The organism is Paraburkholderia tropica (genome assembly GCF_900109265.1).
Taxonomy (GTDB): domain Bacteria; phylum Pseudomonadota; class Gammaproteobacteria; order Burkholderiales; family Burkholderiaceae; genus Paraburkholderia; species Paraburkholderia tropica.
Genome location: NZ_FNZM01000001.1, coordinates 99636 through 113892, shown reverse-complemented (window position 1 = coordinate 113892; position 14257 = coordinate 99636). Strand labels below are relative to the sequence as shown.

12 protein-coding genes are annotated in these 14257 nt (G+C 62.8%); 8 read left to right on the top strand and 4 right to left on the bottom strand.

What is annotated here, in order from left to right; translation table 11 throughout:
* The first annotated feature begins 21 nt into the window (after positions 1-21).
* From BMY06_RS00465 to BMY06_RS00450, 4 genes are all read left to right on the top strand, one after another.
* A complete protein-coding gene (locus tag BMY06_RS00465) occupies positions 22-972 on the top strand; it encodes an acetaldehyde dehydrogenase (acetylating) (protein ID WP_074981030.1) in 951 nt (316 codons plus the stop codon).
* A gap of 12 nt (positions 973-984) precedes the next feature.
* Positions 985-2010 (top strand): 4-hydroxy-2-oxovalerate aldolase, encoded by a 1026-nt coding sequence (gene dmpG, locus BMY06_RS00460; protein WP_074981028.1) that lies wholly within the window; start codon positions 985-987, stop codon positions 2008-2010.
* 149 nt (positions 2011-2159) lie between these two features.
* Positions 2160-3407: a 3-(3-hydroxy-phenyl)propionate transporter MhpT gene (mhpT, locus tag BMY06_RS00455; protein ID WP_244174693.1), complete on the top strand. Its 1248-nt coding sequence runs from the start codon at positions 2160-2162 to the stop codon at positions 3405-3407.
* A 61-nt stretch (positions 3408-3468) separates the two neighbouring features.
* Positions 3469-4353: an alpha/beta fold hydrolase gene (locus tag BMY06_RS00450; RefSeq protein ID WP_074981365.1), complete on the top strand. Its 885-nt coding sequence runs from the start codon at positions 3469-3471 to the stop codon at positions 4351-4353.
* A 57-nt stretch (positions 4354-4410) separates the two neighbouring features.
* On the opposite strand, the gene BMY06_RS00445 is transcribed toward BMY06_RS00450, so the two are convergent.
* The gene (locus BMY06_RS00445) at positions 4411-5907 is read right to left on the bottom strand and encodes a hypothetical protein (protein ID WP_202035001.1); all 1497 of its coding nucleotides are present in this window, start codon (positions 5905-5907) and stop codon (positions 4411-4413) included.
* Positions 5904-7586, bottom strand: coding sequence for a hypothetical protein (locus BMY06_RS00440; RefSeq protein WP_074981024.1), 1683 nt, complete (start codon positions 7584-7586; stop codon positions 5904-5906). The genes BMY06_RS00445 and BMY06_RS00440 overlap by 4 nt, the downstream gene beginning before the upstream one ends.
* A 256-nt stretch (positions 7587-7842) precedes the next feature.
* On the opposite strand from BMY06_RS00440, the gene BMY06_RS00435 reads away from it, so the two are divergent.
* The 4 genes from BMY06_RS00435 (at position 7843) to BMY06_RS40600 (ending at position 11759) form a co-directional block, all read left to right on the top strand.
* Entirely contained in the window at positions 7843-9552 is a 1710-nt protein-coding gene (locus tag BMY06_RS00435; RefSeq protein WP_074981022.1) for a dihydroxyacetone kinase family protein, read from the top strand.
* A 435-nt stretch (positions 9553-9987) separates the two neighbouring features.
* On the top strand, positions 9988-10122 hold the full coding sequence (locus BMY06_RS40605) for an ESPR-type extended signal peptide-containing protein (protein ID WP_080180839.1): 135 nt from the start codon (positions 9988-9990) through the stop codon (positions 10120-10122).
* Positions 10122-11654 carry a filamentous hemagglutinin N-terminal domain-containing protein gene (locus tag BMY06_RS00425; protein WP_074981020.1) on the top strand — a complete coding sequence of 511 codons (1533 nt, stop codon included), beginning with the start codon at positions 10122-10124 and terminating at the stop codon, positions 11652-11654. Before BMY06_RS40605 ends, BMY06_RS00425 begins: the two co-directional genes overlap by 1 nt.
* 12 nt (positions 11655-11666) lie before the next feature.
* Positions 11667-11759 (top strand): hypothetical protein, encoded by a 93-nt coding sequence (locus tag BMY06_RS40600; protein ID WP_373681575.1) that lies wholly within the window; start codon positions 11667-11669, stop codon positions 11757-11759.
* A 3-nt stretch (positions 11760-11762) separates the two neighbouring features.
* Here the strand turns inward: BMY06_RS40600 and BMY06_RS00420 are convergent, their stop codons facing one another.
* Complete coding sequence (locus BMY06_RS00420; RefSeq protein WP_074981018.1) at positions 11763-12221, bottom strand: DUF2846 domain-containing protein; 459 nt, start codon at positions 12219-12221, stop codon at positions 11763-11765.
* Between the two features lie 440 nt (positions 12222-12661).
* Positions 12662-14062 (bottom strand): GntP family permease, encoded by a 1401-nt coding sequence (locus tag BMY06_RS00415; protein ID WP_065065672.1) that lies wholly within the window; start codon positions 14060-14062, stop codon positions 12662-12664.
* Positions 14063-14257: the final 195 nt, after the last annotated feature.

Below are 14257 nucleotides of genomic sequence, written 5' to 3'. Positions count from 1 at the left end.
CAGGCCGAAACAGGAATTAACATGGCTTCCGAAAAACTCAAGGCAGCGATTATCGGCTCCGGCAACATCGGCACGGACCTGATGATCAAGATCATGCGCAACAGCCGGCATCTGGAGATGGCGGCGATGGTCGGCATCGATCCGAACTCCGATGGCCTCGCGCGCGCCGCGCGGCTCGGCGTGGCGACCACGCACGAAGGTGCGGAAGGACTTACGCGTCTGCCCGTTTTCAACGATGTTGACTTCGTGTTCGATGCAACATCGGCGAGCGCGCATGTGAAGAACGACGCGTTGTTGCGCAAGCTGAAGCCGTCGATTCGCATGATCGATCTGACGCCCGCCGCGATCGGTCCATATTGCGTGCCAGTGGTGAATCTCGATGCGCAGATCGACGCGCCCAACGTGAATATGGTCACGTGCGGCGGCCAGGCGACCATTCCCGTCGTGGCGGCGGTCTCGCGCGTGGCGAAGGTGCATTACGCGGAAATTGTCGCGTCGATCAGCAGCAAATCGGCGGGGCCGGGTACGCGCGCGAATATCGATGAATTCACCGAAACCACCTCGAAGGCGATTGAAGTGGTCGGCGGCGCGGCAAAAGGCAAGGCGATCATCGTGCTGAATCCGGCGGAACCGCCGGTGATGATGCGCGATACCGTCTACACGCTTTCCGAACTCGCCGACCGGGACGCGATTGAAAAATCGATTGAAGACACCGTGGCGAAAGTAAACGCCTACGTGCCCGGTTATCGGCTCAAACAAAAAGTGCAATTCGACGAAATTCCGGCGAACGCACCGTTGACGATTCCCGGCCTCGGCACATTCAGCGGCCTGAAAACCTCGGTGTTTCTCGAAGTGGAAGGCGCCGCCCATTATCTGCCCGCCTACGCAGGCAATCTCGACATCATGACGTCCGCCGCGCTCGCGACCGCCGAGCGCATGGCGCACACGCTGCTGAGCGTGCAAGGCGCGTAAGGAGCACAAGCGATGAGCAAGAAACTCTATATCTCCGATGTGACGCTGCGCGACGGCAGTCACGCCATTCGTCATCAATACTCGATTCAGAACGTGCAGGACATTGCACGCGCGCTCGACAAGGCGAAAGTCGATTCGATCGAAGTCGCGCACGGCGACGGTCTGCAAGGATCGAGCTTCAACTACGGCTTTGGCGCGCATAGCGATCTCGAATGGATCGAAGCCGTCGCGGACGTGGTGCAGCACGCGAAGATCGCCACGCTGCTGTTGCCCGGCATCGGCACGATTCACGATTTGAAGGCTGCTTATGAGGCAGGCGCGCGCGTCGTGCGCGTGGCCACGCATTGCACGGAAGCCGATATTTCGAAGCAGCACATCGAATATGCGCGCGAACTCGGCATGGACACGGTCGGCTTTCTGATGATGAGCCATATGACCACGCCCGCCAATCTCGCCGTCGAAGCGAAGAAGATGGAAAGCTACGGCGCGACCTGTATTTACGTGGTCGATTCGGGCGGTGCGCTCACGATGAACGACGTGCGTGATCGCTTTCGCGCCGTCAAACAGGTGCTGAAACCCGAAACGCAAACGGGCATGCACGCGCACCACAATCTCTCGCTGGGCGTGGCGAATTCGATCGTCGCGGTGGAAGAAGGCTGCGATCGCATCGATGCATCGCTGGCGGGCATGGGCGCCGGCGCGGGTAACGCGCCGCTCGAAGTGTTTGTCGCCGCGGCCGAACGCATGGGCTGGCATCACGGCACCGATCTCTACACGCTGATGGACGCCGCCGACGATATCGTGCGTCCGTTGCAGGATCGTCCGGTGCGCGTGGACCGCGAAACGCTCGCGCTCGGTTATGCCGGCGTGTATTCGAGTTTTCTGCGTCACTCGGAAGTGGCGGCGAAGAAATACGGCCTGAAAACCGTGGATATTCTCGTCGAACTGGGCAAGCGCCGAATGGTGGGCGGACAGGAGGACATGATCGTGGATGTCGCGCTCGATCTGAAGCAGCGCGCCGCCGCGCGTCAGCCGTAATGCAACGCCGCGTATCGACATCGAGCGATACGCGGCGTTGTTGCGATGGGCGATTCGATATTCAAACCATAGCCGGCGAACAAGATCGGCTGAAGACAACTTTGGAGACTTTTCACATGACGTCGCGAATCGGTGGTGCTGGAGGAAGCATGGGCAGTTCGGCGAGCAACAAGGTGACGATCGGGCTGTGTCTTGCGATCGCGCTGCTCGAAGGACTCGATCTGCAATCGGCGGGCGTGGCGGGACCGCGCATGGCGAAGGAGTTCGCGCTGAGCGTTGCGCAGATGGGCTGGGCGTTCAGTGCGGGCGCGATCGGCTTGCTGCCGGGCGCGGCGTGCGGTGGACGGCTCGCGGACCGCTTTGGCCGAAAGCGTGTGCTGATGGTGTCGGTCGCGCTGTTCGGCGTGTTCTCGCTCGCGACCACGCTGGTCTGGAACTTCGAAAGCCTGCTGATCGCGCGCCTGATGACGGGGCTCGGACTCGGCGCGGCCATGCCGAACCTGATCGCGCTGTGCTCGGAAGCGGCCGGTCCGCAGCAGCGCAGCACGGCGGTGGGCGCGATGTACTGCGGCATGCCGTTCGGCGCGGCGATTGCGGCGCTGATCGGCATGCTCGGCGCGAGCCCGACGAGCTGGCGCGACGTGTTTTACGTCGGCGGCCTCGGGCCGATCGTGATGTTGCCGCTGCTCGGCGCGTTCCTGCGCGAGTCGCAGCAATTCGTGGCGGCGCGTGCATCGCGCGTCTCCAGCGCCGCGCGCGACGAGGTGCCGGGTATCGGCGAAGCGCTCTGGCGCGCGGGTCGCGCACGCACGACGATCTCGCTATGGATCAGCTATCTCGGCACGCTGATCGTGCTGTATTTCCTGATGAACTGGCTGCCTTCGATGGTGCTTGCGCGCGGCCTCACGCGCGTGCAATCGAACATCGTGCTGATGATGTTCAACATCGGCGGCGGCATTGGCGCGGTGACGATCGCGACTGTGATGGACCGCTTCGGCCGTCGGCGCACGGTGATCGGCATGTACGTGGGGATCGCCGTGGCGCTGGCGGCGCTCGCGAGCGCGGGCGGCGCGACCGCGATGGCGTGCGGCGGCCTGCTCTGCGGGCTCTTTCTCGTGGGTGGCCAGTCGGTGCTTTACGCGCTCGCAGGCCACGCGTATCCGACCGAAGTGCGCGGCACGGGCGTGGGCGCGGCGGTGGCGGTGGGGCGGCTCGGCTCGATTCTCGGGCCGCTCGTCGCCGGCCAATTGTTCGCGATCGGACAAAGCCCGTCGATGCTGGTGGCGTCGAGCATTCCGCTCGTCGTGATCGCAGCGATCGCAGCCTTGACCGTGGTGGGCGGATTCGCGCGGCGAGAGTCGATGGAAAAGCAATCGCCTGAAATTCAGGGTGTCTAACTAATTTAACGGAGAAAGCATGGCTTTCTCCGTGACGAGCTTTTACAGCAAGGACAACATCATGACTGCAACTGCATCAGCGATTACGGAAACCGCGACGAGCCGCTTCGCGAACGTGAAAGACGGCGATCAAACGCTGCGGATTCACTATAACGACACCGGCGCGCCGAACGACAACGCGAACGGCGAAACGGTGGTGATGCTGCACGGCTCGGGCCCCGGCGCGAGCGGCTGGGCCAACTTCAATCGCAATGTCGAACCCCTCGTGGCGGCGGGCTATCGCGTGATCCTGATGGACTGCCCGGGCTGGAGCAAAAGCGATCCGATCGTCTGCACGACCTCGCGTTCGGAACTCAATGGCCGTATTCTTAAAGGCCTGCTCGACGCGCTCGATATCGAGCGCGTGCATATTCTCGGCAATTCGATGGGCGGCCATAGCGCGGTGGCGTTCGCGCTCGGCAATCCGCAGCGCGTGGGCAAACTCGTGCTGATGGGCGGCGGCACGGGCGGTCCGAGCAACTTTGCGCCGATGCCCACCGAAGGCATCAAACTGCTGCAAGGGCTGTATCGCGAGCCGACCATCGAGAACCTCAAGCGCATGATGAACGTGTTCGTCTACGATGCGAGCGCGCTGACCGAGGACCTGATGCAGGCGCGTCTGGACAATATGCTCGCGCGCCGCGATCACCTCGAGAATTTCGTGAAGAGCCTCGCGGCGAATCCGAAGCAGTTCAACGATTATGGTCCGCGTCTGGGCGAAATCGCCGCGCCCACGCTGGTGATCTGGGGCCGCGACGACCGCTTCGTGCCGATGGATACGGGGCTGCGTCTGCTTGCGGGCATGCAGAACGCGCAGCTGCACGTGTTCAATCGTTGCGGCCATTGGGCGCAATGGGAACATGCGGACGCGTTCAATCGCATGGTGGTGGATTTTCTCGCGCATTGAGGCTGCAATGCGCGAGTCGCGGCGCGTCGGCTCTACAACCGGCGCGCCGCGCGGCGTTTACGCAACGAGCATGCGCCGATATTCCGCGTCGAGGTATTCGTCGACAGCCGCATGATCCAGTTGCCCTTCCCGAACGAGCGCGAGCACCTCGCGCAACGCGAGCGAGCCGAACCGCGCCCAGGCGATCAGATTGCTGCGCAGCAGGAACTGGATCATTTCACCGCCCGAGCGCAGACCGGCATCGGTGGCATCGACGATGCATAGCGTGCCGTGCGCGACCAGCAACATGCGCCGCAACTCAGGAGCGTTCGAGACCGGCAGGCATTCGCGCCACGGACGCTCGTGATAGCAACGCTGCTTGACGGTCCAGGCGAGCCGCGTGAAGAGTTCGGCGACGATCACCGGAATTGACATGGCAATCCCGTGCCGCATATCGTAGCCGCGTTCGAATACCTGCACCGCCACGGTGGCGAATGTCTGCCGGTGCTGGCCGAATTCGCCGACGTTCACGAATTGCAGCAGCGAGTAAAACGGAATCGGAATGCCCGAGCCGCGGCCTTGCGCTCCCGACGACCCGGCGACGTCCGAAAACAAATGGCCGAGCCAGTTCGCAAAGCCGGCGAACAGCTTCGCCGCGAACGTGCCGCCCCGCAATTCGAACGTATCCGTGTCGATGGAAATGAGCTTTCCGTCGGAAACGAAATGCGCGGTGCTGCAAAACTGATCGAGAATGGAGAAGAACAATCCGACCAGATCGGGCGAGTGTCCAAGACTCTTGATGTGGTGGTTCTTCGTGCTCATCTTGAACGCACCGCCGACATCCACGCCGTGACGATGGTCGTAATTGACCTTGTATTTGCCTTCGAGAAAACCGATAGCGCTGTGCGTCGGGTCGCTGCCTTCCTTCGGGCCTTTCCAACCCACCAGCCGCGCGAACTTTTGCACCGCCGAGTCGGTCCAGTCGTCCGCGGCGCGCGTGAGCAGGCCTTCGCCGGGCGCGCCCACCAGCAGAATGTCGATCAGTCCGCCGATCAGCCCGCAGGTGCCGGCAATCATGTAATCGTACTTGTCGCAGCGTGCGTTCCTGATCGCGAAGTCCTGCTCGACGCGGCGCTCGAATGCCACGCGCTGCGACGGCGTCATCAGCTGCTGGAATGGCGAGTCGACGCCTTGCACGCGCTGGCGCGCGCAATACGACTCGACCTGCACCATATAGGCTTCCCAGCTCGCCTCGCGATCGACGCGAATCGATTCGAGCGTGTCGATACGCGCGATCGAAGAATGGGGCGATGTGCCGGTCACGTCAATGTCGATCTCGATCGATTGCACGATGGCATGCACATGCGCCGCTGCGGACGGCGCCGTATTGGTGGCGATTGCGCGCTCGGCCTGCGCGATCAGGTCGTCGAGCGACGTCGTTGCAGCACTTTGCGCGTGCTGCAACGCGTCGAGCGTTGCACCGATTTCGCCGAGCTTGGCGCCGGCGCGCGCGGCCTGATCCTGTTGCGCGAGCATCGCTCGCGCCTCGGCTTCCAGCGAGTCGGCCCGCTTCACGAGAACATGCCGGTGAGGCGATCCTTGGCCTTGCCCGCGACGTCGAGCGCCGACCCCTTGAGCACGTCGCCGACATTGAAATAGCCCACCACTTCGAACGCTTTCGCGAGGCTCTCGAGATCGCGCGTCGTGACGCCGCTCTTGATGACAAGGCGCGAAACCGTCTGCTTTTCGCCGTCCTTTTCCACCTGGAAATCGCGTGCTTCGTAATAGCCCGAGATGAAGTCGAGGAAGTCCGCCTTGCTCGGTTCGCGCGTGAGCGTGCGCAGTTTGTCGAGGTCCAGGTACTGCGCGCAACGCAACTTCGTCGCGCTGCTTTGCACTTCGTCCGAGCGGCTTGCGAGCACGGTGCCGGCGGCGGTCATTTGCGCCATCAGCATCGTGAGCTTGCGAATCTTTTCGTCCTGAACGCCTTGCGTGGTGATCAGGCCGTTGAGCCGGATCGTCAGGTAGTTGATGTCTTCGATCAGCAGCGAAAGCGTGCGTTGCGTCTGCTTGATGATTTCGTGGAGCATCAGTTCGCGGCGTTTGGCGCGCGTGAGCTCGTTGGCACCCGTGAGCTTGCGCACGCCCGCATAGGTGCCCACGCCGATGAGAATCGCCACGCCAATGCCCGTTGCCATGCTCGACATGCCGAGCACGCCGCCCATGCCGAGTGCGGCGAGACCCGAGGTCATGCCGGCCGCCGACATGCCGATGACCGAGCCAGAGAGATAGACGGCGGCGAGCGGCGTGCCCACGGCGGCCGCCTTCGCCGAGATCACCTTGATGGCCGCGACGATCTGATCGTCCGTGCAATCGTCCTTGAGCATCGCGCGGTCGTTGTTGATCACGTCGAGCGCGAGGTCGATCTCCTCGTCGGAGACTTGCAGCAACGCGCGATGCTCGCGCAGGAAGCCGAAGTCCGCGAGACTCTTGCCGCCCACGCTCAGATGCACGTTCAGCAGGTCCTTGACGAGCGAGACGTGCACGGAGCGCAACTGGCCCGCAGGAACCGCTGCATCGAGCGCGCCGATCAGTGCCTGAACCGGCTCGAGCGATTCCGCGCCGGACATATAGGTGCGCAACGCGAGGCGCGAATCGGAATCGAGATCGAGACGCGTCATCAGCATCAGGATTTCAGCGAACTCGTGCTGGTCGATCGTGCCATCGTTTGCATAGGCCATGTTGACGATGATCTTCACGTAGGCCGTCTTCAGCGCTTCGCTCATCTCGCTGATCGCAATGAACTGGGCCTCTTCCGTGAAGTCCTCGAACGATTGCGTCGCGGCCTGCAACACGCGCGCGAGTTCCGCGTAGTCGCATTCGAGCAGATCCTTGAGGGCGACGACGCCACCACCTTGCTGGCGGATATCGACGCGCTCGACCTTCTTGTCGTTCTTGCTGCCGGTGAATTCGACTTCGTGAGTGACCGCCTCGATCATCGCGTAGTTGATCTTCACGGGATCGGAGAACGAGGGGCGATAGATGAGCTGTTCGCCGGTGAAGAGCAGACCGTCTTTCCCGCTGCCGAACATCGTGTTGTCGAACAGCGCGACGACATGCGCGACGCTGCCCGCATAGTCGAACGACTTAACGGCGTTGTTCAGTTTCTTTTCGGGAATGTTGGGCGCGACGTGAAGATTTTTGGCGGATACGGCCGCGAGATTTTCGCGCAGGAATACGTTGATGTTGCTCACTCAGGTCTCCAGCAGGGCACGGTGCAGGTCGATGACGCCGCGATTGCGCGCGGCGCCGGGTGTCTTTGGCGTTATCCGCGAGTTAACGGCATCAGACCACGCCGCTTTAGGGATTGCCCGATATGCGGCAAGCGATGGAGGCTGTCGCGACGTCTGCCCACGCCCACCCCGAGCGGCGTACACTGGCTGAACCCGGCGGCGCGCGATGCGCGCTGCATGGCACCCGGGATGTCCAACCGCTTTCGACAGGGTCGTCATGAAGAAACTGGTCAATCACCCGTCCGACGTCGTGCACGAAATGCTCGAAGGCATTGCGTTGCAGGCGCCCAACGTCGTCATCCTCGGCGACGAAAACGTGCTTATTCGCAGGGACATTCCGGAGCCGCCGTCGCGGCCCGTCGCGTTGATCTCGGGCGGCGGCAGCGGCCACGAGCCCGCGCATGCGGGCTATGTGGGCGCGGGCATGCTGAGCGCGGCCGTTTGCGGCGAGGTCTTCACGTCGCCGCCCACGAGCGCCGTGCTGGCGGCCATCCGCGCGACGGCGGGGCCGAAAGGCGCGCTGCTGATCGTCAAGAACTACACGGGCGACCGCCTCAACTTCGGCCTCGCGGCGGAACTGGCGCGCGCCGAGGGCATTCCCGTCGAAGTCGTGACCGTGGCCGACGACGTGGCCTTGCGCGGCCACGCCGAGCGCAGCCAGCGGCGCGGCATCGCGGGCACGGTGCTGATCCACAAGATCGCGGGCGCGGCGGCGGCGCGCGGCGCGACGCTCGAAGTGGTGGCCGCCGTCGCGCGCGACGCGGTGGCCAATCTCGGCACGATGGGCGTGGCGCTCGATGGCTGCACGCTGCCGGGCGTCGCGCAATCGAGCTTCACGCTCGCCGACGATGAAATCGAGCTGGGCCTCGGCATCCACGGCGAAAAAGGCGTCGAGCGCAGCGCGCCGTTGCCCGCGAACGAACTGACCGAAGCGCTGCTCGTGAACGTCCTCGACGAACTCGCGATCACGCGCGGCGAGCGCGTCGCGCTGCTCGTCAACGGTCTGGGTGCCACGCCGCAGATGGAACTCGCCATCGTGCTGCGCGCGGCCTGCGCGAGCCTCACGCGCCGCGAGTTGCGCGTGGAGCGCGCGTGGGCGGGAACGTTTCTATCGGCGCTGAACATGCCGGGCTGTTCGATTTCGCTGATGCGTGTCGACGACGGCAAACTCGCGCTGCTCGACGCCGCGACCGAAGCACATGCGTGGCCCGGCAAGGGCTGCCTGAATCGCACGGTACGGCTCGACACGTCCGGCGTGCAGCGCGAGGACCATGCCGCGCCGGTGCTCGATGCGGCAGGCACCGAACGCGCGACGCGCATCAAGGCCGTGCTCGATGCCGTGGCCCAGGCGTTGACCGACAACGAATCGCGGCTCACCGAACTCGACGCGCAAGCGGGCGACGGCGACCTCGGCGCGAGCATGCGCCGCGCGGCCGACGCCATGAACGCCACGCCGATGCACGCGCTCGCGACGGCGCCCGATGCGTTGTCGTCGCTGGGCGTGAGTTTGCACAAGGCGATCGCGGGCAGTTCCGGGCCGTTCTACGCGACGGCGCTGCTGCGCGCGTCGCGTCATCTGCAGGGATCGGCGCAACCGGCGGCGCAAGAATGGGCGCAGGCACTGCGCGGCGCGATCGACGCGATCAGCGAACTCGGCGGCGCAAAGGCAGGAGACCGAACGATGCTCGATGCGCTGATTCCCGCGAGCGATGCGTTCGAATCGGCCCTGAAACAAGGGCTCGACACGCAACGCGCGTGGGCTGAAGCGGTGACGGCGGCGGAACATGGCGCGCAGGCGACGGCGCATATGCTTCCGCGCGTGGGGCGAGCGAGTTATCTGGGCGCGCGCGCCGTGGGGTCGCCCGATGCGGGCGCGGTGGCGGTGGTCTGCTGGCTGGCGGCGCTGCGGCCGCATGTGGGGAAGTGATGGGGTTTGGGATCGCTCAAGCGTTCAAGTTTGATACTCGCGCCGGAATGTTTAGCGTATTTTCGATTTCCGGTGCGGACTTTGGCGCGATGACAAGATGCCGCAGACGCGCTGTTTAGATATTCCGGCATGACGCGCAATTCGGCTATTGACGACGCTAGGCCTTTTCATTTTCATAGCATCTTCAGCAAAAGAGAATGACGCTTTGCTTCGTCGATTTTTTGCCCAATCTGCATTTTTTGTTAAACATTTAAAAAAATCAACCGACACAGTTGCAAATCTGTTAGCCTGCGCCCCGTAACAGGTTGAAATCACTAGAAATATATAAAAAGCAATTCGGGGGCGATGCCACGGTGCGCGGGTGTCGTGTGTAGCAATGGGAAGACGCCTTGAGGAGCGGGCGAGACCTCTTCCAGCGTGACGGGTACCAGAAAAATGAATAGCGGTTGTCACCGGCTTGTGTTCAGCAAGTCGCGGGGAATGGTGGTTGCCGTCGCCGAAACGGCGATCGCAAACGGCAGTGCGGGCCGAGTCAAAACAAAATCGTCGGGGCCATCGCGAAGCGCGTAATGCGTCACGCGGCGCTCGCCGCGCTCACGCTGCTCGGGCTGAGTCCTGCATTATCGATTGCGCAGATCGTGCCTTCGGGCGCGCACGCGCCGGGCGTCATCAGCACGGCCAATGGGCTGCCGCAGGTGAACATCCAGAAGCCTTCAGGCGCCGGCGTATCGCTAAACACCTATTCGCAATTCGACGTATCGCGTAGTGGCGCAATTCTGAACAATTCGTCGGTTATTACGTCGACCCAGCTCGCAGGTCAGATTAGCGGTAATCCGAATTTCGGTGCGAATGACGCCGCCAAAATCATTGTCAACCAGGTCAATAGCAATAACCCTTCTCAACTGCGAGGCTATATCGAGGTCGCGGGCAAGAAGGCGGATGTGGTCGTGGCGAACCCATCGGGAATCGTCGTTGACGGCGGCGGTTTCATCAATACCTCGCGCGGCATTCTCACGACCGGCAATCCGTTGTTTGACGCCAATGGCAATCTCACTGGATTCAACGTCACTCAGGGCAATATCGCTGTTCAGGGCGATGGCTTTACCCTCGCCGCGCAGTCGGACCTGAACCTCAACGCGGGTAGTGTGGAATCGTCAGGCGTGCTCGCGGCGGCCCTGGACAGTAGCGGCAACCTGACGGGCAGCGGCAGCCTGAAAGTGGTGTCGGCGGGCTCGCTCGCAGCGACCGGTACGAACGCGGCAACCGGACAGGTCACGCTTTATGGCGTGTCGCTCAATCTGGCGGGGTCGCAGACTTCCGCCGGATCCGCGCTCGCGTTGACTGCAACAGGCGGCAATCTCGCGCTGACTGGCGCAACGGCGGGTGCCGGGACGATTTTCACAGCCAGCGCGGCTGGTACGCTCGATACGAGCGGGGCGCAGATCGGCAGCGGTGGCAACACCCAGCTCTCGGGCGCACAAATCACGAACAATGGCGGCCAGGTCGCTGCGGGCGGCACGCTTAACGTGCAGACAGCGGGTGCGCTTGCGAACCAGCAAGGTAGCTTGCAGGCCGCAGGCGCAGCATCGGTAAAGGCCGGGTCGGTAGACAACACGGCAGGCCATATCGTCTCGCTCGATACGGAGGGCCTGACGCTCGATGCCACCGGCAAGGTGCTGAACGCCTCGAGCGGCGTGATCGGTGGCAACGGTGACGTGAGCATCAGCGCGGGCACGTTGCAGAATGCCGCCACCGTTTCGGCGCAGGGCGACGCGACTCTCAAGGCGCAGACGCTTGGGAACGACGGCGGCACGGCGACGGCAGGCGGCAACCTGAGCGCACAGGCAACCGGCGCGCTGACCAACGTCGGCGGCGCGCTTGGCGCGACCGGTACGGCGACGGTGAGCGGCGCGTCGATTGATAACACCAGCGGCCAGATATCGGCCGCGCAAGTGAGCGTTGCCACGCCGGGCAACCTCGTCAACCGTAGCGGCAAGATCGTGCAGACGGGAACCGCCGATCAGGCGATCAGCGCGGGCGGCACGCTCGACGATACGGGTGGCACGATCGCTACCAATGCGCAGGACCTGAGCGTCCCATAACGTCGGGTACATCTGGTGCTTGAACACCAAGGCTTGGGCGTGAATCGTAACCGCGTCTACCGGCTCTATACAGAAGAGTGCTTGTCCGGCCGGTTTAACTCATGAGTTTTATCGGGCGGCGGTAGTCGCCGGTGCGCCGATGTATTTGAGCTGCTCGATCTCGTGAGGTGCAGTGTCCGGATCGTCCAGTGTCGGCGTGATATGCCCCACCAGAATGCCCATGCTGATCGACGTCCGCACGTATTTCGTATCGCCCGCGTGGAGCGCGAACGTTACTTCTTTCTTCGTCTCCGTCGTGGTCGACACCGTATAGTCGCCAGGCGTTTCATCGACGTAGAAGAATCCACCCGGAACGGAGTGCCCGACGACCTTGTCGTTAAGCTTGATCTCGGGCTGGATCATGGCGCCGCCGAAACTGTCCGAGCGGAAAAAGTAGATGCGGCCATGATCGGCAGCGAGCGTCGGTATCGACGATGCCACGTCTTTGTACTGCGGTCCCGATGCGCATCCTGCTGCAAGCATCGCGACGCCGACAGAGAGCGACAGGGTTCGATAGAACTTCGTCATTTCATTATCCCCGGTAGGTTTTCAATTGTTTGAAACACCAAGATGTCTGCTTGCTAAACACGGCTTACCCAACACAGACATGGTTGATTTACGGCAGCCGGCTTCAATTCTTTATTGTTTTTCGAGCTGTCGTGGAACTACAGAAATTCGAGGTGGGAAATTGATTCAAAATGCCTTCAAGTTACATTCTTATGTATTACATAAATGCGATTTGCATTGAATTTATTCCGCTCTGAATGCAAAGGAAGGCGACTGCGGTGGCGTTGATATTTTCAGGTCTTGAGGAAGACAGCTTGCGACGGGAGTGAGCGAAACGTAGCAGCGCCGAGGCTGGCGCCGTACGTTTCGCAGGAGAATTTAAAAGCAGAGTTTGTGCGTCAGCGTCAAACTGTCGTTGCTTCAGCAACGATCGCGAGCACAACAAAAACGCGACAAAGGACTTAAACGATCCCCGTCGTATAAAACACGGCAATCACGAAGAACACCGCGAGCGTTTTAATCACCGTGACCGCGAAAATATCGCGGTACGACTCGCGGTGCGTGAGCCCGGTCACCGCCAGCAGCGTGATGACCGCGCCGTTGTGCGGCAGCGTGTCCATGCCGCCGCTGGCCATCGCCACCACGCGATGCAGTACGTCGAGCGGAATATGCGCGGCCTGCGCGCTCTTGATGAACAGATCGGACATGGCCGCGAGCGCGATGCTCATGCCGCCCGACGCCGACCCCGTGATGCCCGCGAGCGCGCTCACCGAAACGGCGGCGTTCACGAGCGGATTCGGAATGCTCTTGAGCGCGTCGCTGACCACGATAAAACCGGGCAGCGCCGCGATCACGCCGCCGAAGCCATATTCCGATGCCGTATTGAGCGACGCGAGCAGCGCGCCCGCGACGGCCGCCTTCGTGCCGATCGCGAAGCGATCCTTCACGCGCGAGAACGCCGTCAGGACCACGAACACGATGCCGAGCAGCAGCGCGCCTTCGACCGACCAGATCGCCACGACCTGCTTGACCGTCGTGGTCACGGGCGCGTGGATGCCGGGCAGCACGTCGGGGGCGATCGTGTAGGTGTCGCCATACCACTGCGGAATCCAGCGCGTCAGGAAGAAGTTTGCGACGCCCACCAGCACGAGCGGCGTGACGGCCAGCAGCGGATTCGGCAGGTGGTCGGTCTGCACGTGTTCGGGCTCGTTCACGAGCGACGTGCCGTAGCCCTCGCCTTTGGCCATCGCGCTGCGGCGGCGCCATTCGAGATACGTGAGCCCCACCACGATGATGAACAGCGAACCGATCACGCCGAGCGCGGGCGCGGCCCACGCGGTGGTCTTGAAGAACGTCGTCGGGATGATGTTCTGGATCTGCGGCGTGCCGGGCAGCGAATCCATCGTGAACGAGAACGCGCCGAGCGCGATCGCGCCCGGCATCAGCCGCTTGGGAATGCCGCTCTGGCGATACAGCTCGGCGGCGAACGGATAGACCGCGAACACCACCACGAACAGCGAGACGCCGCCGTAAGTGAGCAGCGCGCAGACCGCGACGATCACCGCGTTGGCGCGCGAGCGGCCGATATAGCGGATGGCGGCCGCGACGATCGACTCCGAATAACCCGAAAGCTCGATGACCTTGCCGAACACGGCGCCGAGCAGGAACACCGGGAAATAGAGCTTCACGAAGCCCACCATTTTCTCCATGAAGATGCCGGAGAACACGGGCGCGACGGCCGCGGGATCGGTGAGCAGCACAGCTGCGAGGGCGGCGACGGGCGCGAACAGAATCACGCTGTAACCGCGATAGGCCGCAAGCATCAGAAATGCCAGGGCCGCGAGAACGATAATGAACGACATGGAGTCTCCTGCAATGCGTGTTGCACTTCGTCGATGCACTTCTATTGCATATCTTTGGCTGCACCGGCCGTTCATGGTGCGCCGCAGCGATTGTACCGAATCGGCTCGCGCCCGCGAGAGGAGATTGCGCGGCGCGCCTTGACGCGCGCGGTTAGCGCGGCGAGCATCGGACACGGCAAGGAGCGGGGCAAGGAG